Source organism: Acinetobacter sp. G11, assembly GCF_049808495.1.
Taxonomy (GTDB): Bacteria; Pseudomonadota; Gammaproteobacteria; order Pseudomonadales; family Moraxellaceae; genus Acinetobacter; species Acinetobacter kookii.
The window spans coordinates 40728-66054 of the sequence record NZ_JBNCAT010000012.1 but is presented as its reverse complement, the minus strand read 5'-3'; the positions used below and the strand labels follow the sequence as shown (position 1 = coordinate 66054).

General features: G+C 43.9%; 20 protein-coding genes. 15 read left to right on the top strand and 5 right to left on the bottom strand.

From position 1 onward, the window contains the following. Window positions 1–196 precede the first annotated feature (196 nt). The 4 genes from ACPUEY_RS06805 to tig all read right to left on the bottom strand — a co-directional run bounded on the left by ACPUEY_RS06805 (window position 197) and on the right by tig (window position 4562). The gene (locus ACPUEY_RS06805) at window positions 197–910 is read right to left on the bottom strand and encodes a DUF2846 domain-containing protein (protein ID WP_425121611.1); all 714 of its coding nucleotides are present in this window, start codon (window positions 908–910) and stop codon (window positions 197–199) included. Between the two features lie 185 nt (window positions 911–1095). Beyond that, window positions 1096–2406 carry an ATP-dependent protease ATP-binding subunit ClpX gene (gene clpX / locus ACPUEY_RS06800; protein WP_425121610.1) on the bottom strand — a complete coding sequence of 437 codons (1311 nt, stop codon included), beginning with the start codon at window positions 2404–2406 and terminating at the stop codon, window positions 1096–1098. Between the two features lie 27 nt (window positions 2407–2433). Then, a complete protein-coding gene (gene clpP / locus ACPUEY_RS06795; RefSeq protein ID WP_086198326.1) occupies window positions 2434–3039 on the bottom strand; it encodes an ATP-dependent Clp endopeptidase proteolytic subunit ClpP in 606 nt (201 codons plus the stop codon). Window positions 3040–3230: 191 nt separating this feature from the next. Next, complete coding sequence (gene tig / locus ACPUEY_RS06790; RefSeq protein WP_425121609.1) at window positions 3231–4562, bottom strand: trigger factor; 1332 nt, start codon at window positions 4560–4562, stop codon at window positions 3231–3233. A 280-nt stretch (window positions 4563–4842) separates the two neighbouring features. Here tig and ACPUEY_RS06785 point away from each other — a divergent pair, with 280 nt between their 5' ends. From ACPUEY_RS06785 to rdgB, 11 genes are all read left to right on the top strand, one after another. Further along, entirely contained in the window at window positions 4843–7029 is a 2187-nt protein-coding gene (locus ACPUEY_RS06785) for a TonB-dependent receptor domain-containing protein (RefSeq protein ID WP_425121608.1), read from the top strand. 212 nt (window positions 7030–7241) lie between these two features. Then, window positions 7242–9530 (top strand): TonB-dependent receptor, encoded by a 2289-nt coding sequence (locus ACPUEY_RS06780; protein ID WP_425121607.1) that lies wholly within the window; start codon window positions 7242–7244, stop codon window positions 9528–9530. A 110-nt stretch (window positions 9531–9640) separates the two neighbouring features. Then, a complete protein-coding gene (locus ACPUEY_RS06775; protein ID WP_261183529.1) occupies window positions 9641–10324 on the top strand; it encodes a Fe2+-dependent dioxygenase in 684 nt (227 codons plus the stop codon). A gap of 370 nt (window positions 10325–10694) precedes the next feature. Then, window positions 10695–12944 carry a catecholate siderophore receptor Fiu gene (locus ACPUEY_RS06770; protein ID WP_425121606.1) on the top strand — a complete coding sequence of 750 codons (2250 nt, stop codon included), beginning with the start codon at window positions 10695–10697 and terminating at the stop codon, window positions 12942–12944. A gap of 431 nt (window positions 12945–13375) precedes the next feature. Then, a complete protein-coding gene (locus ACPUEY_RS06765) occupies window positions 13376–14059 on the top strand; it encodes a Fe2+-dependent dioxygenase (protein ID WP_092819238.1) in 684 nt (227 codons plus the stop codon). Then, on the top strand, window positions 14056–15162 hold the full coding sequence (locus ACPUEY_RS06760; protein ID WP_425121604.1) for an alpha-hydroxy acid oxidase: 1107 nt from the start codon (window positions 14056–14058) through the stop codon (window positions 15160–15162). The genes ACPUEY_RS06765 and ACPUEY_RS06760 overlap by 4 nt, the downstream gene beginning before the upstream one ends. Window positions 15163–15428: 266 nt before the next feature. Next, window positions 15429–17126, top strand: a complete 1698-nt coding sequence (leuA, locus tag ACPUEY_RS06755) for a 2-isopropylmalate synthase (RefSeq protein ID WP_425121603.1) — start codon at window positions 15429–15431, stop codon at window positions 17124–17126. A gap of 88 nt (window positions 17127–17214) precedes the next feature. After that, entirely contained in the window at window positions 17215–18375 is a 1161-nt protein-coding gene (metX, locus tag ACPUEY_RS06750; RefSeq protein WP_131273908.1) for a homoserine O-succinyltransferase MetX, read from the top strand. Continuing rightward, window positions 18375–18968: a methionine biosynthesis protein MetW gene (metW, locus tag ACPUEY_RS06745; protein ID WP_425121602.1), complete on the top strand. Its 594-nt coding sequence runs from the start codon at window positions 18375–18377 to the stop codon at window positions 18966–18968. The genes metX and metW overlap by 1 nt, the downstream gene beginning before the upstream one ends. Beyond that, window positions 18965–19552 carry a tetratricopeptide repeat protein gene (locus tag ACPUEY_RS06740; protein ID WP_425121601.1) on the top strand — a complete coding sequence of 196 codons (588 nt, stop codon included), beginning with the start codon at window positions 18965–18967 and terminating at the stop codon, window positions 19550–19552. The genes metW and ACPUEY_RS06740 overlap by 4 nt, the downstream gene beginning before the upstream one ends. A gap of 107 nt (window positions 19553–19659) precedes the next feature. After that, window positions 19660–20286 (top strand): RdgB/HAM1 family non-canonical purine NTP pyrophosphatase, encoded by a 627-nt coding sequence (gene rdgB / locus ACPUEY_RS06735; RefSeq protein ID WP_425121600.1) that lies wholly within the window; start codon window positions 19660–19662, stop codon window positions 20284–20286. A 117-nt stretch (window positions 20287–20403) separates the two neighbouring features. Here rdgB and ACPUEY_RS06730 read toward each other — a convergent pair whose 3' ends face one another. Continuing rightward, window positions 20404–21285: a permease gene (locus tag ACPUEY_RS06730; protein WP_425121599.1), complete on the bottom strand. Its 882-nt coding sequence runs from the start codon at window positions 21283–21285 to the stop codon at window positions 20404–20406. Window positions 21286–21475: 190 nt separating this feature from the next. Here ACPUEY_RS06730 and tatA point away from each other — a divergent pair, with 190 nt between their 5' ends. The 4 genes from tatA (at window position 21476) to ACPUEY_RS06710 (ending at window position 25320) form a co-directional block, all read left to right on the top strand. Then, the gene (tatA, locus tag ACPUEY_RS06725) at window positions 21476–21709 is read left to right on the top strand and encodes a twin-arginine translocase TatA/TatE family subunit (RefSeq protein ID WP_261183521.1); all 234 of its coding nucleotides are present in this window, start codon (window positions 21476–21478) and stop codon (window positions 21707–21709) included. Between the two features lie 6 nt (window positions 21710–21715). Beyond that, window positions 21716–22183: a Sec-independent protein translocase protein TatB gene (gene tatB, locus ACPUEY_RS06720; protein WP_425121598.1), complete on the top strand. Its 468-nt coding sequence runs from the start codon at window positions 21716–21718 to the stop codon at window positions 22181–22183. Further along, window positions 22180–22959, top strand: coding sequence for a twin-arginine translocase subunit TatC (gene tatC / locus ACPUEY_RS06715; RefSeq protein WP_092818988.1), 780 nt, complete (start codon window positions 22180–22182; stop codon window positions 22957–22959). The genes tatB and tatC overlap by 4 nt, the downstream gene beginning before the upstream one ends. A 156-nt stretch (window positions 22960–23115) precedes the next feature. Next, complete coding sequence (locus ACPUEY_RS06710; RefSeq protein WP_425121597.1) at window positions 23116–25320, top strand: PhoX family protein; 2205 nt, start codon at window positions 23116–23118, stop codon at window positions 25318–25320. Window positions 25321–25327: the final 7 nt, after the last annotated feature.

The following is a 25327-nucleotide window of genomic DNA, read 5'->3' as shown; positions in this document are numbered from 1 at the left end:
GGTCAATTTATTTGAAAGGAAACTTTTAAGGTCACTCTTTGTGCCTGATAAAAAATGGCGAAAACAAGAAGAACCTCAATTGAGGTTCTTCTTGTGATATTTGTGGGACAGTAGTGCCCAAATGGGTGCTTTTTTTTGCATGATTGATCTCTGCTATATGCAATCAATCATCTGTCTTTTCAAACCTGAAAGCCCTTTACCACGTAAGAGGATTCCAAATCTTAAACGGCTTGGTCAGTTGCACATCTTCCGCTGGATCATATTTTGCTGGTTTCAATTTTTGCGCTTTCTTACGTAACTTCCCGCTTTTTTGATCCAGGGCAACAAAGTTATAACTTTCTGACTTCAGCTGGGTGTAGGCAATTTCATTTAAACCGATTTTTTCCGGCACCATAATTAAAGGTCCGGAAACTTCACGACGGGTACTTAAGTTTTCTTCATCATACTTAATAAAATAAGACTGTCCCGCTTGCACGGTAAAATCCAGATATTTGGGCTTTTGAAAATGCTGCACACCCACGGGGCGGCTGGTTGATATGCGATAGGTTCCGGCAGGCAGTTCTACCCAATAATAGTGATTATTTAATAAGCTTGGGATACGCTCACTATTAATAAACAGACTGGATGCCACAATTTCCTGACGGTTCCATTTGCTGTCAGGACGGTATAGATACACTATGGCAGCCTGCTCATCTTGCGCCTGCACCGGTTGAAAACGCTGTCCCATTTTTTGATTGACCCAACCTCCAATGCTAAACATGCCAAAACGGTATTGTTCCAATAATCCCGGTTCATGCTCAGTATCTATAGGTTTTAAGGTTGACGTCGCTTGAGTGTGTTCCATAGCAGATTTGCCATGACATCCCAATAAAATAAAGCTTGCACAGACTGCAATACAGACTCCACGCATGATTTTCCCTCACCGCGTATTTTTTATTTTTGTACTAAACTAAATTAAGCACTTCATTGTTCGCTATGTATTGATTTTATTTAGGCGTCCACGCCTAATCACCGAGATTAACATCGCGTTTTATTTTTGAAAATAAAAAACGTGCGAAAACACAAGTTTTCCGCACGTTTCTGACGAATAGCAAATTAAGCAGATTTAGAATTAACCACTTTTAAATCTACTTTAGAGGCATTTTCAGTCTCTGACTTGGGCTGACGTTCTGCTTTTAACATAGGTTTTGCTTCCCCAGAAATCACAGCATCATTCACTATCACAGTCCCGATATCGGTACGGCTTGGTAAATCATACATGGTTTCAAGTAATGCATTTTCCAGAATTGAACGCAGACCACGTGCACCCGTATTACGCTCCAGGGCTTTCTTCGCTACCGCACGCAGTGCTGAATCTTCAAATACCAGATCCACATTTTCCATATCAAACAAATATTGATATTGACGGGTTAAGGCATTTTTCGGTTCAGTCAGAATCTGCATCAAGGCTTCTTCATCCAGCTCATCCAGAGTTGCAATCACTGGTAAACGACCAATAAACTCTGGAATCAAACCAAATTTCACTAAGTCTGTTGCTTCAACCTGACGGAACAAGTCAGACAATTTCTTGGTTTGATCTTTGTTCTTCACTTCTGCAGTGAAACCGATCCCGCCTTTTTCCTGACGCTGCTGTACGATCTTCTCCAGACCAGAGAAGGCACCGCCACAAATAAACAGGATATTTGAGGTATCAATCTGAATGAACTCTTGTTGCGGGTGCTTGCGTCCACCTTGGGGTGGAATAGAAGCAACCGTACCTTCAATCATTTTCAACAACGCTTGCTGAACACCTTCACCGGATACATCACGGGTAATCGACGGGTTTTCAGATTTGCGGGTAATCTTGTCGATCTCGTCGATATAGATAATACCCTTTTGCGCTTTTTCTACATCATAATCGGCTTTTTGCAACAGCTTCTGTACGATGTTTTCAACATCTTCACCGACATAACCTGCTTCGGTCAACGTGGTGGCATCTGCCATGGCGAATGGCACATCCAGCAAACGTGCTAAAGTCTGTGCAAGCAAGGTTTTACCCGAACCTGTTGGCCCAACCAGTAAAATATTACTTTTTGCCAGTTCAACCGCATCATCATGCTTATGACCGCTATGAGTCACTTTTAGACGCTTGTAATGGTTATAGACCGCAACTGAAAGCGTTTTCTTCGCCACATCCTGACCAATCACATATTGATCAAGTGCAGCGCGAATTTCGTGTGGCTTAGGCAAAGGCTTACTTGCCCAATCACCAGATTCAACCTGCTGGCTGGTTTGGACTAAATCCAGGCATACGTCCACACACTCATTACAGATGTAAGCGTCCTCACCTGCAATCAGTTTCCCGACTTCAGACTGCGTTTTACCGCAAAATGAACAATGCTTTTGTCCTTGAGGATGATCGGACATATTCACTCCAATATAAAAATCTGAAAATTATGGACGTTTGCTTAACACTTCATCCACGAGACCGTACTCTTTAGCAGCCTGCGCTGTCATAAAGTTGTCACGGTCAGTATCTCTGGCAACAGTTTCATAGTCTTGACCACTATGCTCTGCCATTAAACGGTTTAAACGTTCTTTAATGAATAGAATTTCACGTGCGTGAATTTCAATATCCGATGCTTGACCACGGAAACCACCAAGTGGCTGGTGAATCATCACACGGGCATTTTCCAGGCAATAACGTTTACCTTTAGCACCTGCATTGAGCAGGAAGGCTCCCATAGAGGCTGCCTGTCCCATACAATACGTCACGACATCTGGTTTAATGAATTGCATGGTATCGTAAATCGCCATACCTGCAGTCACTGAACCTCCTGGTGAATTAATATAGAGGTGTATATCTTTATCTGGGTTCTCTGCTTCTAAAAACAACATTTGAGCAACAATTAAATTTGCCATATTGTCTTCGACTTCACCGGTTAAAAAGATGACGCGTTCACGCAAAAGACGTGAGAAAATATCGAAAGAACGCTCACCACGAGAAGACTGTTCAACCACCACTGGCACTAAAGCGTTATCAATTGTTGGAACATACATACGTTATTTATTCCTAAATTTTTTGTTACTCAACTCATAGTCACAATATGAGGGATAATTGCTGAAAATGCAAAATATTCCCAATTAAATAACAGATATTTTTTATATAAGCATTGTGAATTCAGGACAGGTTCACGATAAGCCTGTACATAAAAAAAGGCGCATGATGCGCCTTTTTCAGTCAGCTAAGCTTAACCTTGTTGACGAGCTTGCTGCTCTTTCAATAAGTCTTCATAGCTTACTTTTTTGTCAGTCACTTTAGCAGAAGCCAAGATGTGATCAACAACCTGATCTTCTAATACAACAGCTTCGATTTGAGCACGTTGCTGTTTGTCATTTTTGAAGTATTCAATCACTTCTGTTGGGTCTTCGTAAGAAGAAGCCATGTCTTCGATGTAAGCGTCAACGCGAGCAGCATCTACTTCAATTTTAGCGTCCGCTAAAACCTTGCTCACCAACACGCCAAGTTTTACAGATTTTTCAGCTTGTTCTTTGAACAGGTCATCTGGAAGCATGCTGCTGTCAAATGCTTTCGCACCTTGAGCACCAAACTGTTGAGTGAACTGTTGAATCATTTGCTGACGTTGACGGTCAATTTCTTGAGCCAACATAGATGCTGGAACTTCAACTTCGTTTGCAGCTACCAAGGCATCAAAAGTCGCGCCTTTTACCTGGTTACGAAGACCGTTTTTCACTTCGCGTTCCATGTTTTTACGAACGTCAGCTTTTAATTTTTCAACGCCTTCTTCTTCAGTTAAACCGAAGATTTTCAAGAATTCAGCATCAACTTCTGGAAGTTTTTGTTTTTCAACAAGCTTCACAGTGATTTTGAATTGAGCTGCTTTACCCGCAAGGTTTTCAGCCTGGTAGTCTTCAGGGAAAGTAACATCAATTACTTTCTCTTCGCCTTTCTTCATACCAACGATACCGTCTTCGAAGCCAGGGATCATACGGCCAGAACCTAAAACAAGTTTAAAGTCAGTTGCAGAACCGCCTTCAAATTTTTCGCCATCTACTGAACCTTCAAAGTCGAAAGTCACTTGCATGTCTTTTTTAGCCATGCCTTTGGTTTCAGTCCAGCTTGCACGTTGCTTTTGAAGGTTTTCGATCATTTGATCAACGTCTTTGTCGCTCACTTCAGTTGCTTTACGTTCAACTTCCAAGCCGTCAAATTTAACGTCAACTTCTGGATAAACTTCTACAGTTGCTTCATAAACAAGAGCGTCTTCCTTGTTTTCAACTTTTTCAATGTTTGGCATGCCAACAGCATTGATTTTCTCTTGCTGGATCGCTTCAAACACTGTGTCACGAATTACATCGTTCACAACTTCTTGATAAATGCTTGCGCCATATTCGCGACGTACTACATTTAAAGGTACTTTACCTGGACGGAAGCCGTTGATCTTCACAGTTTTAGCAGTGCGTTTTAAACGAGCTTCAAATTGCTCGTTCACACGGCTCGTCGGTACAGATACATTTAAACGACGGGCAACGCCCGAAACCGCTTCAGAAGTTACTTGCATGGCTTCCTCGATATAGAAATAGTAATTGCAATTTTGAAAGTGCCACATTATATGACAACATTGAAAGATATACAAAGCAGTATGAGTTAACCACTATTTTTGTCTTGTTCTGCGATTAAATTTAAATTGAATGTAAAAAATCTCCTCTCTTTATTCCCACCTTAATATTTTTGTATATTTTTTATTGCAAATGATAAGTCTTATCATTACCATTAATGCGTTTTATTCTGTCTTGTTTATTTTCAGTTATTTATCTCGTCCATCTTTGGAATTCTATTGTATGAGTCAGTTCAATCTCCGCCCGCTTGGCCTTGCCATTCTAACAATTACCTCTCCTTCCGTTTTTGCCAATACTGAAACACAATCTGCTCCCCATCAGCTTTCAACTCTTGTGGTATCGGCTACAGGCTACGAACAAAAATTAAAAGATGCGCCTGCATCCATTACAGTCATCACAGCAGAAGACTTGAAAAATAAAAGAATTACTTCGATTGCAGATGCTTTAGTAGATGTGGAAGGTGTCGATATTAGCCCGACCGCGGGTAAAACTGGCGGGCTAAACATTCGTATTCGTGGAATGGACTCAGAATACACCTTGGTATTAGTCGATGGTCGCAGACAAAATAGTACTGGCGATATTTCACCGAATGGATTTGGTGAATCTAACAATAGTTTTATTCCGCCTGTTTCCGCAATCGAGAGAATTGAAGTGATTCGTGGCCCTGCATCTACGCTTTATGGTTCAGATGCAATTGGGGGTGTGGTGAATATCATCACTAAAAAGGTTTCACCTGAATGGACGGGCGCTGTAACACTTGAAGGGACCCTTAACCCGAACTCCTCTGACTTTGGCAACCAGCGTGCTGTAGATGCCTATGTCACTGGTCCCTTGATTCAGAATTTACTGGGTATTCAGCTCCGTGGCCGTAAGGCTGAACGCGATCAATCGCATATAACCCCGGATGTCAATTCAGATACCGAATTAACTCAAGGCAATAACCCGACAAAGTCTGATTTGAAAACTATTGGCGTTCGTCTTACTCTAACCCCTAGCGATGATCATGATATCTCAGCAGAATATGAACAGACCGAACAATGGTATGACAACAGTAATGGCCAGCTCGGTACTCTAGGTGCCAATGGCGGTTATAACTCTGCGCAAGAATATAACCGTGAAAAAATCATTCTTGCCCATAGCTGGAAAACCCGTGTGGGGACTTTGGATTCAAGTATCAGTAATACACAAACAGAAACGGTTGGCCGCTTAATTCCTTCGCGTGCACAAGGTCTATCACAAGCCGTGACCCCGCGGCTGCTTGAAAGTGAAGACACCATTTTTGATAGCAAATTTACCACGCAACATTTTAGTGGACACAATATTACCCTCGGTGGCCAATGGTGGGATGCCAGCATTAAAGATGGTTTACGTGTCAATAAAGAAGTGTCATTTGATCAACTGGGTTTATTTGCAGAAGACACCTGGTCTTTTACAGACAGCCTGGCTTTAACTCTCGGTTTACGTTTTGATGATCACAGCACATTTGGCGACTTTTGGACGCCACGCGCTTATTTGGTCTGGAATGCAAATGATAACTGGACCTTTAAGGGAGGTTATTCAGAAGGTTATAAGGCTCCACGTTTGGAACGTCTCACCACGGGTATTTATAATGTTAGCGGTCAAGGCCGTACCCCGGTTTTTGGTAATCCGGATTTAAAACCTGAAACCAGTAATAACTTTGAAATCGGCACGTATTTTAATAACAATTCTAATTTTGATGCCAATATCACGGCTTTTTACAGCCAGATTGAAGACAAAATCGTTACCGGCAATGTTGAACAAAGATGTAATACCAATACCAATAAAGCTGCTTGTGAAGAGTTTATGGCATCCATTGGTACGCCTTGGGTCATGGATTATTATCAGAGCCGAGGACAAAAACTTCCCGATTCGTGGAACGTTACCCGTCCTACCAATGCAGAAAAAGCGGAAGTCTATGGAATTGAAACCGGCTTCAACTGGGAATTTGCACCGGCATGGAAATTCGGTGTGAATTACACTTGGACAGAAACTGAAATTAAAGACAGTACTTTAGGTAATCCTCCGCTTAACGATACGCCAGAACATATCGTAAATGCCTCATTAAAATGGCAAGCCGATGACAATATTCAGTTATGGGCACGTGGCGAATACCGTAGCGAACGAGCACGCTTCACCTCAACTTATGAGAACTTAACTGCTGCAAATCAAAAAGTTTATGATGCTTTAGGTGAGTTTAAAAGTTATGGTTTGCTGCATGTTGGTTCCAACTTTAGGGTAAACGACAATTGGGACCTGGGCGTTGCTTTATATAACGTATTTGATAAAGACTTTAATGAGCATGAACTGATTGATGGCAGTTATTACAACCATTACAGCAATACCCAAGAAGGTCGTCGTGTTCAGTTAAGTACGACGTTTAAATTCTAATATTCAAAATCCCCATTAAAAACCCTGCATAAGCAGGGTTTTTCTATATTAAAATAAATCAAATACTTAATTACAAATAGTTACATTATTTCATTCAATATCCCGTTTTAGTTTATCTTAAGAATCGTCAATTCCAATTCAACTTCATAGTGATAAAAAATAAGAATCATTATTATTCTCATACGTTTTCACAGTACCCTTTTGAGTTCGACATGGCCTTCATTAAAACACGCAAAAAAATCGTATCTTCTGCGATTGTTTCCTCACTTTCAGTGATGGCAGCGAATGCATTTGCACAAGATCAAGTTGCTCAACTTGAAACTATTCATGCACAGGCGGAAGCAGAAACAGCTCAAGGTCTAAAAGTAGATCAATCTGCCAACTCCAAGTTTGTTGCTCCTTTGCTGGATACACCTAAATCAGTTTCTGTCATTTCCAAGCAGCTGATTGAAGATACTCAAGTGACAACTTTGAGCGATGCTTTGCGTACAGTGCCCGGAATTACTTTAGGGGCTGGTGAAGGCGGCAACCCGAATGGCGACCGTCCATTTATTCGCGGTTATAACTCAGAAAGTTCGATGTACGTCGATGGTGTGCGTAACGCCACTTCACAAAACCGTGAAATGTTTGCTGTCGAACAGGTTGAAGTGACCAAAGGTTCGGCCTCTGCAATGGGCGGTGCAGGGACGACTGGCGGTAGCGTTAACATGATTTCTAAAGTTGCGAAAAAAGGCGACTCATTAGAAGGTTCTGTTGGCGCAGGGACAGACAGTTACCAGCGTATTACTTTAGATGGCAACAAAGATTTTGGTAACGGTATTGCTGCCCGTGTAGCAGTAATGGGCCACCATAATGAAAAAGCCGGTCAGGCCGATGGCACTGAATACAAACGTGCCGGTATTGCTCCAAGTATTACTTTTGGCTTGGATACGCCTACCCGTGCGACCTTAAGCTATTACTACCTAAAAACAGACGATACTCCTGATTCAGGCGTACCCTACAACAATCCTACTGGATATTCGCAATATTCAGGAAAGCCAATTGATGTAAAGCAAGGCGTTTATTACGGCTGGGAAGACCGTGATTTCCAGAAACAGGAAAATCAGGTGGGTACAATCAAGTTAGAACATGACCTGACTGACAATTTGACCATTACAAATACCGCGGTTTATAACAGCTCTAAAAATGATTATCTGTGGACCAACCCGGATGATTCTCAAGGAAACATTTATAAGAATGGGAATGTATGGGCACGTGTAAACTCACGTATTGCCGATACCGATACATTTACCGACCAGTTAGCGTTAACCGGAAAATTTAATACCGGCGCTCTTAAGCATAGCTTTAACTTAGGTGCCGAGTATTCGGATCAAGAAACAGATCGCACCCAATATATTCTGAATGGCTTGTCTACCACAGGTGCGGAATACAACAAATGCAGCCCTGCCGATATTGCTTCGGGCTGGTGTACTTCTGTTCAGAATCCTAATCGGGGACCATGGACAGGAAGTATCAGTACTGAAGGTGCAGACCAATACAACACCCAAACCAAGTCTACTTCTGTTTATTTCCTGGACAGCATTGAATTTAATCCACAATGGATTTTAGATTTAGGCTTACGTTGGGACAAGTTTGATACAGAACAAACCATGACCTATGGCGCACGTAACAGTGCTGTTCTAGGTTCATCCACCACCCCTCCAACAAGACAAGTTGGCGAGCAAGTTAAGACTGAAAGTGATACTGATTTCTTCACTTATCAGGCAGGCCTTACTTTTAAACCGGTTGAAAATGGTTCAATCTATGCCAGCTATGCAACATCTGCCAACCCTGTGGGTGTAGATGCTGGTGACGGTTCTGAAGGTATAGGCGCAGCGTATAGCAACTTAGATCCTGAAGAAAGCCAGACTTTTGAAATCGGCACCAAATGGGATCTTTTACAAGATCGCTTGAATTTAACTGCCGCTATTTTCCGTACTGAAAAGCAGAATGCGCGTATCCAGTTGAGCCCGACTACTTATAGTAATATTGGCGAAAGCAAAGTTGACGGTATCGAGCTTGGCTTGAACGGTAAAATTACAGATAAATGGGATATCAGCGCAGGCTATACTTACCTAGATAGTGAAGCGACCAAGAATGGCGTAAGCTGTCGCGGTACAACCTGTACTGACCAAACGGTATTTAACGGCAACCAAATGCCGAATGTTCCTAAAAACAGCGCTACACTTTGGACCACCTATCAGGTTCTGCCACAACTGCAACTTGGTGCTGGTGCAACTGCTATGGACAAAGTCTATGGCGATCTAGCCAATACCAAATACGTTCCAGGTTATGTGCGTTACGATGCTATGGCACGTTATAACGTCAATGAAAATGTTGACCTGCAATTGAATGTCAATAACCTGTCTGACGAACGCTATTTCACTAAAGCGTATGCATCTCACTATGCCACTGAAGCTGAAGGCCGTAGCGCAGTATTGTCGCTCAACTTTAAATACTAAAATTGACTTTTAAAATCCCATAATTTATTTATGGGATTTTATTGAAAATAGCCTCATCATGAGGCTATTTTTATAGCTACAAAAATTTATTCATCCAAAGGTGTATTGCCGTGATCCATCATATTCCGCATGTCCTGAGTAAAGAACAAGTTCAATATTTCCGTGATGAAATGGCAAAAATTGAATGGGTCAATGGTAAAGTCACTGCCGGCACACTTTCAGCAACGGTCAAGCAAAACCAGCAATTGCCTGAAGATCATCCCCTGACGCATCACTTAAGTACCATCATTTTAGAATCATTGGGTCAGCATCCCTTGTTTTTATCTGCGGCCATTCCCCTCGACATTATTCCTCCCCTGTTTAACCGTTATGAAAACAATGAAGCCTTTGGTTTTCATGTCGACAATTCCATCCGTCGTATCCGTGGCAGCAATGAGCGCTTACGAACGGATTTGTCCTGCACGGTTTTTTTGAGTGAACCAGAAGAATATGAAGGTGGCGACCTGGTGGTAGAAGACACCTATGGCTATCATGAGGTTAAACTGCCGGCGGGCGATATGATTCTCTACCCGTCCACCAGTGTGCATGAAGTCACGCCGGTAACCTCCGGCTGCCGTCTTGCTTCGTTTTTTTGGGTACAAAGCATGATCCGTGATGATGCGGAACGCCACATGCTGTTTAATCTGGATCAGTCCATTCAGAACTTGCGTATGCAGTTGGGTGACAAGCACGAAGAAGTGATCAAGCTGACCAACCTTTATCATAATTTAATGCGCAAATGGGCTGAACTCTAAGTTTAAAATCATGAAAAGCACATGATTCAAATGCTGCATGAATGTCGGGGGATAATTTTAATTTCCCTGAAACTGAGCTGCAGAGTTAAGCATTTCATTATCAGTGAGCATAAAAATCACAGCCCAAGCATTATTCTTTTTCAGTAGTGCAATGGATTCAGTACATCGATTGCACTTTTTTAAACAGTATTTCAAATAAAAACGAATAATCTTATATAAATTTATTGCAAATAATAATAATTATCATTAATATTTGCACCATTGTTACAATCCATAACAATACGTTCACTTTTAGTTCCAGATTACTGACCACAAAAGTTGCAAAGCAGTATTGGAATTCTGTCTTATACGAAACTAGGGATGACTGACCATGGCACACATCAAAAGCCGCAAACACCACAGAAACGCTCAACTGGTTGCATTAGCGGCCTCGTTTCCGCTTATGACTCATGCAGCGGCGAGTAATGGCGTAACTCAGCTCCCGACCATTACCTTGGAATCTAAAGCAGAAAATAAATATAAAGCCGATAGCGTCAGCTCCCCAAAATATACCCAGCCACTGGTCGATACTCCGCAAACCATTTCAGTGATTAAAAAAGAACTATTAAAAGAACAAGGTGCAACCTCTTTGGTTGAAGCCTTAAGAAACACCCCGGGAATTACCCTGCAACTGGGTGAAAATGGCAATACCAGTGCCGGTGATGCCTTCCAAATGCGCGGCTTTTCGACTCAAACCTCTACCTATGTCGATGGTATCCGCGATTTGGGTGCGGTCACCCGCGATGTCTTTAACGTGGAACAGATTGAAGTGGTCAAAGGTCCGTCTGGTGCGGAAGCCGGCCGTGGCGCAGCATCCGGGTATATCAACCTGGCTAGCAAACTGCCCCACACTGAAAATAGCCGTGAAGTTTCTGCCACTTACAATACTGCAGAACATGCCCGCCTGACTGCCGACATTAATCAGGTGATCAACGATAGCGTGGCGGTTCGCTTAAATGCCATGGGACAGGACGGCGGCGTTGAAGGTCGCGATTTTATTGAAAATAACGGTTGGGCCATTGCACCCTCGATTGCCTTTGGACTGGATAGCGATACCCGTTTGTATCTCTATTCACAGCATATCCGTCAACGTAACATGCCGGATGGCGGTATCCCGACCATTGGTATGAAGGGTTTCTACAACGCCGATTCTGCTTTAGCTTCAGCGCCTAAAGTCAACCGTGAAAATTATTATGGCCAGGCCAATGACCATGAAGATGTCGATGCAGACATGTACACGGCAAAAATTGAAAGTGATCTGGCTGAAAACGTCAAGCTGACCAACATCACCCGTTTGGGTAAAACCAGCATGAACCGTGTTTTAACCGGGATCAACACCGGTTCAGCGGGCTTAAGAACCAATGGTTCAACTGATCCGAAAGACTGGGAAGTTAACCGTTCACGTCAGGGTGTCGATCAGGAAAACAAGATTCTGGCTAACCAAACGACTTTGAACCTGAATTTAAAAACCGGTGCGATTGAGCATGATGTGGTTGCAGGTCTGGAATTCTTAAAAGAACAGCAACACAACAAAACCATGGCCACACAAATGCCGGGGCAAGCGACGGTAGCAACCTCTTGGGCCAATCTTTATGATCCAGATCGCAATGAAGCAATGCCAGCACTGATGTATAACGGTGGCTATACCCATGGTGAAACCGATACAGCTGCCGCCTATTTATTCGATACGCTTAAATTTGGTGAGCGCTTCCAGCTGAATGGCGGAGTACGGGTCGACTATTATGATACCGAATATGATGCTTTGACCTTGCCATCGGGTAGCAGCAGCTTGGTTCCTGCGAGTTTTGGTGCGAATGACACCTTGGTCAGCTGGAAACTGGGCGGCCTATTTAAACCTACCGCTAAAAGTAGCGTATATGCTTCTTATGCCAAATCTCTGACCCCTCCGGGAAGTGCCAACTTTAGTCTTTCAGCAGACGGAATTAACAGTGCGGCTGCAAAACCGCAAGAAACCCATCACTATGAAATTGGTACCAAATGGGATCTGCTGAATGATCAACTGGCACTTAATGCTGCTGCCTATTACACTGAAAATGAAAACCAGTTTACTCAGGATGCGATTACTCAAGAATCCATTCAGCAAGGTAAAACGAGCGTAAAAGGGGTTGAACTGAGTGCTGTGGGTAAAATTACCGAAGCATGGAATGTGTCTGCCGGCGTTGCGCACATGAAAACCGAACAAGAAGATCAGCTGAGCGTGAATGCAACCACTGGCGCAATTACCCGAACCAACAATGTGCGCTGGTCACCTGAATGGACAGCAAGCTTATGGTCGACCTATGATGTTGCCGGCTTTAAACTGGGTCTAGGCGCACGTTATGTGGATGAGCAAAAGCGTGTGATTACCGACAGCACGGCAGCGGCGAATATGCCTAACATTCCAGGCTATGTGGTGTTTGATGCCATGGCGGGCTATAACTTCAATAAAAATGCCTCGGTCAACTTGAATGTCTATAACCTGGCAGACAAGGAATACATCAGCACCTTGAACAATGGTGGTGGCCGTGTGATATTAGGACAACCGCGTTCAGCAGCCTTAACCTTTAACTACAAGTTTTAAGTCATTCGCCAAGTCTTAGCAGATTGAGTATAAATGTAGTGTATTAGAGCCAGGGTCTGTTGACACTTCGTCTATGTTTGCGACGTGAGAGATATATCTCGCAAGGTTTTTTAGCTGATATGAGGCATGGAGTAGGAAATTTAGTCATTCTAAATGACTACTTCATAACGACATAGCAGCAAAAAATATGCTTGTCCCGAGCTGCGCCTTGCGCTGCAAACAAAGCAATGCTTTGTTATTGCTCAGGCTGTGGCTAAAATTGTCTCAGATTTCGTTTTGAAACTTGAAAATAGTCTCGCTATTCTCTACGTTTCATGCCTCATCTGCTCAATTTTAGCCTACAGCGCAAACCATTTATGAAGTATCAACAGACCCTATGCACTACATTATTCTTTTGGATTCAAGTTATTTAAGGGATGCAGATCAAGCTGATGATGTTACATATTCCTGAAATTCTGAGCAAACAGCAGGTTGCTGATTTACGCCAACAATTAGATAGCAGTCAGGCCTGGGTTCAGGGTCAGCACAGTGCCGGCTTTCAGGCACAGAAAATAAAAAATAATTTGCAGATTGATCCCAACAGCATTGCTTATCAATCCTTTTCGGCCAAAATTCTCCAGGCCTTGCAACACAACATCCTACTCAAATCGGCAGCATTGCCCAAGCATATTCTTCCGCCTTTATTTAACTGTTATCAAGATCAGGGGCATTATGGCAATCATGTCGACAATGCCGTGCAATATTCCAGCAGCATCGGACAAGCTATTCGGACTGACGTTTCCATCACCGTGTTTTTATCTGAACCGGATGAATATGCAGGCGGTGAACTGATTGTGGAAGATAATTATGGCAGCCATGAAGTCAAGCTTGATGCTGGGGATGCCATACTCTACCCGGCCACCAGCTTACATCGGGTGGAAGCAGTGACTCAAGGCAAGCGAATTGCGGCTTGTACCTGGATACAAAGCATGGTCAAAGATGACTGGCAGCGCAGCATGCTGTTTAACCTCGACATGAACATTATTAAATTACGCCAGCAGATTGGCGATAACGAAGAAATTCTGGGTTTAACCAGTCACTACCATAATTTATTACGCCAATGGGGCGATCTATGAAAACCGTTGCGCCCGTCGCTCCCCTATCCCAGATTCCGGCCTATTTACAGACCGTCGCCGATTATGAAATTGAAGCACAGAAGCATCTTTCCGACATGGTGTGGCAATACTTGCAAGGCGGCTCCATGGATGAAGTCAGCGTTCGGGATAATCTGGATCAGTTTCAACAGATTCACTTATTGCCCCAAATGCTCAAAGACCTGACTCAAGGCCATACCCGCTGTAAAATTTTAGGGCAGGAATATCCGCATCCGATTTTTCTGGCCCCGATTGGGCACCAGCAACAGTTCCATCCTGAAGCTGAAGCAGCAACTGCACTGGCAGCAGAAGTGCTTGGCAGCAATATAGTGCTCAGTACCTTCAGCAATACCGACATGCGCCAGCTGAAACAGGACAATCCATACAAATGGTTTCAGCTGTACTGGCAAGGCGACCGGGAAAAATCTCTGGCTTTGGTGAAGCTGGCCGAACAGCAAAACTTTAAAGCCCTGGTGATTACCGTGGATTCGCCGCACACCGGCATCCGTGACCGCGAACGCCGGGTATTTTTCCATTTGCCTGAAGACATGCAGCATCCGCACACCCCGGCACATATTCCCTTGCCTGAACTGCAGGAGGGAGACCATCCCGTATTTAATGGCTTAATGAAGATCGCACCGACCTGGGAGGATATTGCCTGGATGGTTCAGCACACTTCATTCCCGGTCATTTTAAAAGGCATCGTCAATCCGCAGGATGCCCGGCTGGCCATACAGCACGGCGTACAAGGCCTGATTGTATCGAATCATGGCGGTCGTGTTTTAGATACCTGCATTGCTCCACTCACCGCCTTGCAACTGATTAAAAAAGTAGTGCCGGCCGATTTTCCACTGCTCTATGATGGCGGGATTCGTCGTGGTTCAGATGTGTTTAAAGCGATTGCACTGGGCGCTTCGGCAGTTTTCATCGGGCGGCCTTATATTTATGGGCTGGCAACTGCAGGTGCATTGGGTGTGGCGCACGTGATTAAAATACTGAAGGAAGAATTTGAGATTACCATGGCATTAATGGGAACAGCCACGCTAAACGACATTAACAGTGATTGTATTTTCCAAAAAATATAAAATTATTGAAAAATATTTTCTTAACTTTGGTTCTGCATGCAAAAATAGAAAAATATTTCCGGAATAAATGGATTAATATTAAGTTATAGATTTACAAAGTCTGTGGCAAAACTAACCTATAAGAAAGCATTGGTTTTATTACAACTTTCGACTAATGTTTTCCAGTGTCAGACTTGTAAATTGCTAAAATAGACACAATCTATATCAGTAGCAGGTTGCCGTTATCCACGACCTTAAGCAACCAGTGCTACACAAGGAGTTACCTCATGATGTTGGCTGATCCAAGTAAAAAATATCGTCGCATGTACCAGCGTGTCGACTTGCCAGACCGTCAATGGCCAAATAAAGAAATCACCAAAGCGCCAATGTGGATGAGCACCGACCTTCGTGACGGTAACCAGGCCATTTTTGAACCGATGGATATGGATCAAAAATTCAAGATGTTCCAGATGTTGGTCAAAATCGGCTTCAAACACATTGAAATCGGCTTCCCTTCTGCATCGCAAATTGACTTCGACTTCACCCGCAAATTGATTGAAGAAAATCATATTCCGGATGACGTTTACATCGAAGTGTTGGTGCAGGCACGTGATCATTTGATTCAGCGTACTTTCGAATCCTTGGTCGGTGCAAAACGTGCCATCGTGCATATTTACAACTCAAATTCTCCAACTTTCCGTCAAAAAGTCTTGAATGTGGATGTGGAAGGTGCTCGTCAGTTGGCGATCAATGCGGCGCAAAAAGTGAAAGAATACGCTGCGCAATATCCTGAAACTGAATGGGTATTCCAGTACAGCCCAGAATGTTTTTCTGCGACTGAATTGGAAGTGGCAAAAGCAGCCTGTGATGCCGTGACTGAAATCTGGGAAGCTTCTCCTGAAAACAAAGTGATTTTAAACTTGCCTGCCACCGTAGAGGTATCTACACCGAATGTGTATGCCGACCAGGTGGAATGGATGCACCGCAATATTGAACGTCGTGATGGCGTGATTATTTCCGTGCACTGTCACAATGACCGTGGCTGTGGTATCGCTGCGTCTGAATTGGCGATTATGGCCGGTGCTGACCGCGTTGAAGGCTGTGTGTTTGGCAATGGTGAACGTACCGGTAACGTCGACGTTGCTGCGATTGCCTTGAACATGTACACCCAGGGTGTGGCACCAAACTTGGATTTCTCCAACATCAACGAAATTATTGCCACTGTTGAAGAATGTACCGGTTTGCCAGTGCACCCTCGTCATCCATATGCAGGCGACTTGGTGTTCACCGCATTCTCTGGCTCGCATCAGGATGCGATCAAGAAAGGGTTTGAATTCCAGAAAAACGAAGAAATCTGGGATATGCCTTACTTGCCAATTGACCCGAAAGACTTGGGCCGTGACTATGACGCCGTGATCCGTGTCAATTCACAGTCTGGTAAAGGCGGTATTTCTTACTTGTTAGAATCCAATTACAACGTGGTGTTGCCACGCCGCTTACAGATTGAATTCTCGCAAGTGGTTCAACAGGTAACGGATGAACAGGCCAAAGAAGTTTCTGCACAAGACATCTGGACCTTGTTCAAAGACACTTATGTAGCAGCGAAAGATGCTCATTACTCTGCCAAAAACTACAAATTGTCAGATGAAAATGGCAATCAGGTCATTGAGTTGGATATTGAAGTAAACGGCGAAGTTCAGCACTTGCGTGGTGAAGGTAACGGTCCGATCTCAGCCATCTTGAATGCATTACAGTTGCCAATTGACGTGTTGAACTATGAAGAACGCAGTATCGGTTCTGGTGCAAGTGCCAAAGCATTGGCCTTGGTTGAACTTCAGGTCAAAGGTACCGGTAAATCTGCATTCGGTGCCGGCGTGCATGACAACATCGTGACTTCATCTATCGAAGCGATTATTGCCTGCACCAACCGCTTGATTGACCAGGGTGTATTGAGTACCGATCAGGTCATTGCTGCTGCCGTATAAGCTTTATCAAATAAAAAACTTTAGAAAGGATACCCTCAAGTGGTATCCTTTTGTTATTCATTCTAAAGATTTAAGGCGAAAATTTCCTGTGTCTTTTCCAGCTGACTCAGTGGGCTTAGTTACCCCGCAAAAGTTTATTTTTGAAGAGCCGTTAGAGCTCGAATGTGACCGAATTCTTCCACGTTTTGAGCTCATGGTCGAAACTTATGGCGAACTCAATGCCGACAAATCCAATGCCATCCTGATTTGTCATGCCTTGTCTGGCCATCACCATGCGGCAGGTTATCATCATGAAGATGACAAAAAACCGGGCTGGTGGGACGCATGTATTGGACCAGGTAAAGCCATTGATACCTCTAAATTCTTTGTTGTTGCCCTGAATAATATTGGCGGTTGCAGCGGTTCAACCGGCCCGATCTCGCCGAACCCGGAAAATGATAACCGTCCTTATGGTCCGGATTTTCCTCTCGTCACCGTGCGTGACTGGGTCAAAACCCAGGCCCTGCTCTCTGACCGTTTGGGCATTGATGTCTGGTATGCCATTATTGGCGGTTCTCTGGGCGGCATGCAGGCTTTGCAATGGTCGGTGGATTATCCGGACCGTTTAAAAAAATGCGTGATTATTGCCAGCGCGCCCAAACTGTCGGCCCAGAATATTGCCTTTAACGAAGTGGCGCGTCAGTCTATTTTGTCTGATCCGGACTTCCATAATGGCCGTTATCTGGAAAATGACAGCTATCCGAAACGCGGGCTGATTCTGGCACGTATGGTCGGTCATATTACCTATCTGTCTGAAGAAGCCATGAAACAGAAATTTGGCCGTGACTTGAAGTCAGGCAAATTTATGTACGGTTTTGACGTTGAATTCCAGGTCGAAAGTTATTTGCGTTATCAGGGTGAGCAGTTCAGCCGTAACTTTGATGCCAATACTTACCTGATTATGACCAAGGCACTGGACTACTTTGATCCATCGCGCGAGTACGAGCAGTCCTTGAAAAAAGCCATGGCCAATACCAAGTGTAAATTCCTGGTGGTTTCATTTACCACCGACTGGCGTTTTACCCCGCAGCGCTCACAAGAAATTGTCGATGCCCTGATCAGCAACCACAAACCTGTCAGCTATCTCGATATTGATGCAGAACAGGGTCATGACTCGTTCCTGTTCCCGATTCCGCTTTACGTTAAATCATTACGTGCATTTTTAGGTGGTGCAGAACACCTTGAAGCCACACCTAAGGAGACTGTGTAATGCGTATCGATCATCAACTGGCAGAAAAATGGATTAAACCCGATTCCAGCGTGCTGGATTTAGGCTGTGGCGATGGCGAACTGCTGGCACATATGAGCAAAAAGCACAATATTCGTGCATATGGCTTAGAAATTGATCAGGAAAAGATTGCAATTGCGGTAAGTCGGGGGTTAAATATTATCCAACAAGACTTGAACCTCGGTTTAAGCCGCTTTGCAGACCAGTCCTTTGACTATGTGGTGATGGCACAGGCCTTGCAAGCTGTAGATGCACCAGACGTATTATTGCGTGATATGGTGCGTGTAGGGAAACAGGCCATTATCACCTTTCCTAACTTTGCGCATTGGAAGACCCGTTCTTTCTTGGCATTAAAAGGAAGGATGCCGGTTTCGGAAGCTTTACCGTATATGTGGTATAACACACCAAATATTCATTTATGTACTTTCCGTGATTTTGAAGCACTTTGTGCGGAAAACGATATCCGGATTATTAATCGACTCGCCGTGAATGGGGATCAGCAAGATAGTTTACTCAGTAAACATATCCCGAATCTGTTTGGTGAAGTCGCTATTTATCGAGTGAGCGCGCTATGAAAAAAATATTATTAAGCACACTATTTGTTGGACTGTTTAGCATTCAAGCCCATGCAGAATATGTTGCCCCTACAGCTTCGGTTTCAAGCCAGGCTGCGCAATATTCAGTCATGGATATCAATAGCCTGACCAAAGCTGCCAAAGCCGGTCAACCCGCTGCACAATTTTATCTGGCCACCAAATATCAGCAAGGCAGAGAAGTTCAAAAGGATGAGCAGCAAGCTTTTTCCTGGTACAAAGCCGCTGCCGATCAGGGTCTGAGTGCTGCACAACTGAATGTCGGCCGTATGCTGGCTGATGGTATTGGCACCAAAAAAGACGAAGTTTTGGCACGTAAATATTTTGAAAAAGCAGCCAGTCATGGTGACAACCGCGCCAGCTTTAATCTGGCCATGATGGAAGAACAAAAGAAAAATTACGTGGGTGCATACCAGTGGTATGAACTTTCAACCCGTGACGGTATGCTCGACAATAAAGTGATTTCACTGTCTGAAGGCAAGAAAACCGCTTTGGCTGCCAACTTGAGCCAGGAACAGATTCGTCAGGCACGTGACCGTGCAGACCAATGGATTCAGGCTCAATAATTCTGCCTGATTCTATAAAGCACCTTCGGGTGCTTTTTTATTGACTGATTCTTCGTCCCTATTTCAGGTAAAATTGAACTTATTTTAAAGATTAGAGTTTTTATAAAATGTCTGCACAAGATTGGTTATCGCAAGGCACACTTGTTCTTGCCAGCAACAACAAAGGAAAAATTGCCGAATTTGAAAAAATGTTTGCCGAGTTAAATCTGCCTGTTGAAGTAATTCCTCAAGGCAAACTGAATATTGAAGATGCGATTGAAGATGGTTTGAGCTTTGTGGAAAATGCCATTATTAAAGCGCGTCATGCATCCAAAATTTCAGGCAAACCGGCCATAGCCGATGACTCTGGTATTTGCGTTCCGGTACTGGGCGGTGCGCCGGGTATTTATTCTGCACGCTTTGCCGGCGAACATGGCAATGATGCAGCCAACAATGAAAAGCTCTTAAGCCGACTGAAACCACTTCGTAAAGAAGGTGAAAGTATTGAGGGCATGTTTGTTTGTGTACTTGCACTGGTTCAGCATGCTGAAGATCCACTGCCTCAAATTTTCCAGGGCATCTGGACAGGTGAAGTACTGGAAGCTCCTCGCGGCGAAAATGGTTTTGGCTATGACCCGCTATTCTGGTTGCCTGAACTGGGTATTTCCAGTGCCGAGATGAGCAAGGAAGATAAAAATAAAATCAGCCATCGCGGTCAGGCGATGCAGCTGTTTAAGGCAAGCCTGGAGAAGTAATTTCATTATTTATTCTCCCTCCTTTTAGGAGGGATGAGAAGCTCAGCTTCGCAAGGGAGGTTAATCTTTCAAAACCCTCTCTCTAACTCTCTCCCAAAGGGAGAGAGAACTCTTCATTTATAGTGCCGGCACTAATACATGCAGCAGTACCCCATAAATCCCGATCAATATCGCACTGGCCACACTACCCGACGCAATATATTTTGCTGAATAGCCCGTCCCCTGATAATGCGTTTCCAGCGCCACAATATTCGCTGCTGGCGGCAATAGAAAGAACATCAACATTACGGCATAGGTCAGCATTTGATGCGGAATAGGCAAAAACAGATAAGCAGCTGCACACAATAAAACCGCCAATAACATCCTGCTACTGATGAGCAGCAAACTACCTTTCAAATCACGCCAGCCAATCCTGACCTTGCTCAGCCACATTCCCAAAACACACATACCGGCAAAGGTCACCAAGACTTTATTGGCTTGGTAAATCAGCTGTATTAGGGGATGAGATTCATAGCTGCTGAAGTCCCAAAATGACAAAACAGCAGCCGTGGTCAAGGCAATGACAGGGGGTGACAGTATGACATTTTTAATAATAAATCCCGTATCCTGCCGGGTTTCACTCACCGCCATCACCGCACAGATATTGCCAAACAAAGAACCGCCGATATATAAGGCGACAATGGTACTGCTGGCTTCCGGTCCAAAAACGGCTAAAGCAAAAGGAAGGCCTAACCATGCACCATTCAAGTAACTGAAACACAGGGCTCGTAATTTGTCTTTTTGAAAATAATAAAAACCACTGAAGAAAACAATCGAACTGAACAGGCTGAAACCAATCAGCCACAGACTGCCTTCTTTATAAAACACCATATTGTAAATGATCAGCAGCGGTATAAAGAGACGGGCCAGCAAAGCTGCCAATAATGGCCGTATCGGCTTTAAAACATGCACTCCCCAATATCCGGCAAGAAAAGAAACAAGAGGAAGGATCAGTGCCATGAGGGTGCAAACTTGGTTTTTTACTTAAGAAACCCATCCTAGCACAGCTGATATTCAAACATGATCTTGCAGGGTTTATTTTTTATATTCATCTTGCCATGAATCTTTGTATTAAAACCGAAACAGAAACGTCACGGCAATGTCATACAGACCTGTTGAGATAGTTCTCAATAAAAATGAGGATATTTTCATGGCAGGATTATCAATTTGGCACGTTGTCATTTTTGCAATTGTAGTGATTTTATTGTTTGGCACATCCAAACTGAAAAATCTGGGTAAAGATGTCGGCGGTGCAGTCAAAGATTTTAAAAAGTCGATTAAAGAAGATGAAGTCACGACTTCTGCATTAAATGAACCGCGCACCATTGAACATCAAGGCAATCCTGCAGATGTCAATTCCACAGCAAAAACACATTCAGGCTAAAACGTTATGCTCAATATCGGTATGACTGAACTGCTGGCTTTTGGCATCATTAGTTTGTTGGTACTTGGACCGGATAAGCTGCCGGAAGCTGCACGTTTTGCTGGAAAATGGTTTGCTAAAATCAAACGTATGATCAGTAACGTACAAAATGATATTGATCGAGAGCTGCGTTTGTCTGAACTACGGGAACAGATGCAACAGGAAATGCAGCGTATTCAAGAGCTGGAACAAAAGATGCAAGCTCAAATGCATGAACTACAACAACAATCACAACCTGCAGCAGAAGAACAATTACAAAATGCAGTGCCACATAATAAAAATGCTCCCGCTTTTTATATTTTTATTCAATCACAACAGCCCTGTAGTATTTATCTAAAAACACCGGGTTGTGCCAAGCAGACAATGGTCCAGGCAGCTCCCTTAAACAGCATGGCTGCAAGTGCACAGTTCAATCCGTTAAAGGTGGCCGTATGAGTACTCCCCTAGAGCACCAGTTACCCGCTCCCCTGGCAACGCAACAGCAATCAGCGCTTGAAGAAATGCCGATTACCCAGCATTTAATGGTACTGCGTAAACATCTGTTTAAAATGATTGCCTTGCTGATTGGCTTATTTTTTTGCTTATTGCCTTTGGCCAATAAAACCTACCAGGTTTTGTCGGAGCCGTTACGCGCACAGTTGCCTAGCACCTCGACCATGATTGCCACCGATGTCACGGCAACGTTTATGGCTCCCTTTAAGCTGAACTTTTTTGTGGCCTTGTTACTGGCCATGCCTTATATCCTGTATCAACTGTGGGCCTTTGTAAAACCTGCCTTATATGAAAAAGAAAAGAATCTAGCTTTACCCTTACTGATTGGCAGTATCTGTCTATTTTATATCGGAATCAGCTTTGCCTATTTTGTTGCCCTGCCTTCTATTTTGCATTTTTTCATCAGTGTTTCACCAGAAACCGTTGCCCCGATGACAGATATTAATAGCTATCTGGCCTTTTGTTTAAAGCTGTTCCTGGTATTTGGATTTACTTTTGAAATTCCGGTGATTACCTTGCTTTTAATCTTAATCGGGCTGGTCAGTACCGAACAATTGGTGGAAAAACGCCGCTTTATTGTGGTGGGTTGCTTCTTTGTAGCAATGTTTGTTACTCCACCGGATGCCCTGTCGATGATTATGCTGGCCGTTCCAATGTGGCTGTTGTTTGAAATAGGTTTATGGCTGGGCAAGCTGCTGGAAAAACGGCGTACCGTTTAAATTCAACCGCGATGTTGTTAGCAGACTGAGGTCTGCTTTTTTCATGAAAACGACTTATTTTCTTCACCAGACTGTCATTCAAACGTCAGGACGCTGTCATATTTTTCACCTAAGTTTAAAACAACTTTACAACAACCATACATTTGGAAAATTATCATGACAGACTTTACGCCATATCATGAAGATCAAGAATTAGACAATAACACTTCTGAAAACATCCATTTCCGTGACATTTTAGAGCAGGCGATTACACGCCGCAGCCTCATCAGCAAAACTGCGAGCGGCGCAGTTGCCTTGACTTTGGCTTCAACTTTGACCGCTTGTGGCAGCGATAATGATAATGATACTGTTAGTGTAAGTAACCCAGGCACAACAACTCCTCCTGTTGATCCAACCAAATTACCGCAGAAATTGAGCTTTACTCCAGTCGCGAAAAACCTGAATGATATCGTGACGGTACCCGAAGGTTATGAAGCGAAAGTACTGTATGCAATGGGTGATTCCATCAATCAATCCTATGCTGCATGGGATGACAGCCAAGTTCCTTCAGGTCCAAGCTTCCAGTTCCGTTCAGGTGACTGTCATGATGGTATGAGCTATTTTGGTCTAAATACTACAACAGGCCGTTATGATGACACTAAATCTGATCATGGCTTATTAGTTCTAAACCACGAATATATTAACCAGACTTTCTTACACCCTACAGGTCCGACCAATAAGGGAACGGGTCCTCGTCCTGAAGATGAAGTCATCCGTGAAGTCAATGCACATGGCGTATCGATTATTCATCTGAAAAAAGACAGCAAAACTCAAGCCGTTGAAATTTTGAAAAATTCAATTTTCAACCGTCGCATCACCGCTTCTACCCCTATGACTTTTACTGGCGTTGCTGCAGGTTCAACTTTACTTTCAACCCGCTTCTCTCCATCTGGTTTAAAAACCCGTGGTACTCAAAATAACTGCGGTAATGGCTATACACCTTGGGGCACCTACCTGACCGCTGAAGAAAACTTCATCGGTTATTTTGTGCGTAATACAACAGATGATGCTTTGCGCAGCGCCAATGAAGTTGTGGCATTAAACCGTTACGGTTTAAAACAAGGTGCTAAATCTCGTTATCAGTGGGAAACCGCAACAGGCAGCCTGGAACAGCAGGACATGTATGATCGCTGGAATGCATCTGTTGTAGGTACATCTGCATCTTTAGACTATCGCAATATCCCGAATACTTTCGGCTGGATTGTAGAAATTGACCCATTCGATAGCCGTCAGGACCCTGTAAAACGCACCTCGCTGGGCCGTTTTGCACATGAAGACTGCCGTACCAGCCGTGCCATTGAAGGTCAGAACCTGGCATTTTATATGGGTGATGACTCACGGGGCGAGTACATCTATAAATTCGTTTCTGATGCGAAATGGGATGCAAAAGATGTCAACGGTGGCTATGCAGCCGGCGATAAATACATGAATAGCGGTAAACTGTATGTTGCCAAATTCAATAGCGATGGTACAGGTCAGTGGATTGAGCTATCGATGAGCAACCCCGCAATTTCTGCTTACACGACTTATAAATTTGCAGACCAGGCGGATGTCGTAACGCATGCCCGTATCGCTGCAGATGCTGTTGGTGCAACCAAAATGGACCGTCCTGAATGGGTTGCAGTCAATCCGAACAATGGTGAAGTGTATGTCACTCTCACCAATAACAGTAACCGTGGTACCAACTATGTAACCGATGCCGCCAACCCACGTAACTATACAGATCCTGAAGGCGGCAAAGGTAACGTGAATGGTCACATTATCCGCTTCCGTGAAGATGCCGATAATACAACCGCTACCACATTCAAATGGGATATTTACCTGTTTGGTGCTGAAGCAAAAATGCTAGAAAATGTTAACCTGTCTGGTCTAACTGACAATAATGACTTTTCTAGCCCGGATGGTATGTGGTTTGACCCACGCGGCGTACTCTGGATTCAAACCGACGACGGCGCCTACACGGACGTGACGAACTGCATGATGCTGGCTGCATTGCCGGGTACGATGGGTGATGGTGGCAAAGCAACTGCACTTTCAGGTGCGGGTACGCAAGATACCTTTATAGGTGCCAAAGTGACCGATGAAAACTTACGTCGCTTCCTGACTGGTCCGAAAGAGTGTGAAATCACTGGCGTAACTATGACACCGGATTACAAAGCTATCTTCATTAACGTTCAGCATCCAGGTGAAGATTCAACTGCTTATAATAATGCAACCAGCCACTGGCCTGCGACACAAACAGATCCAAGCAATACCACTGCACGTCCGCGTTCAGCAACGGTCGTGATTACCCGTAAAGATGGCGGAGTGATTGCTGGATAAGTTTCCA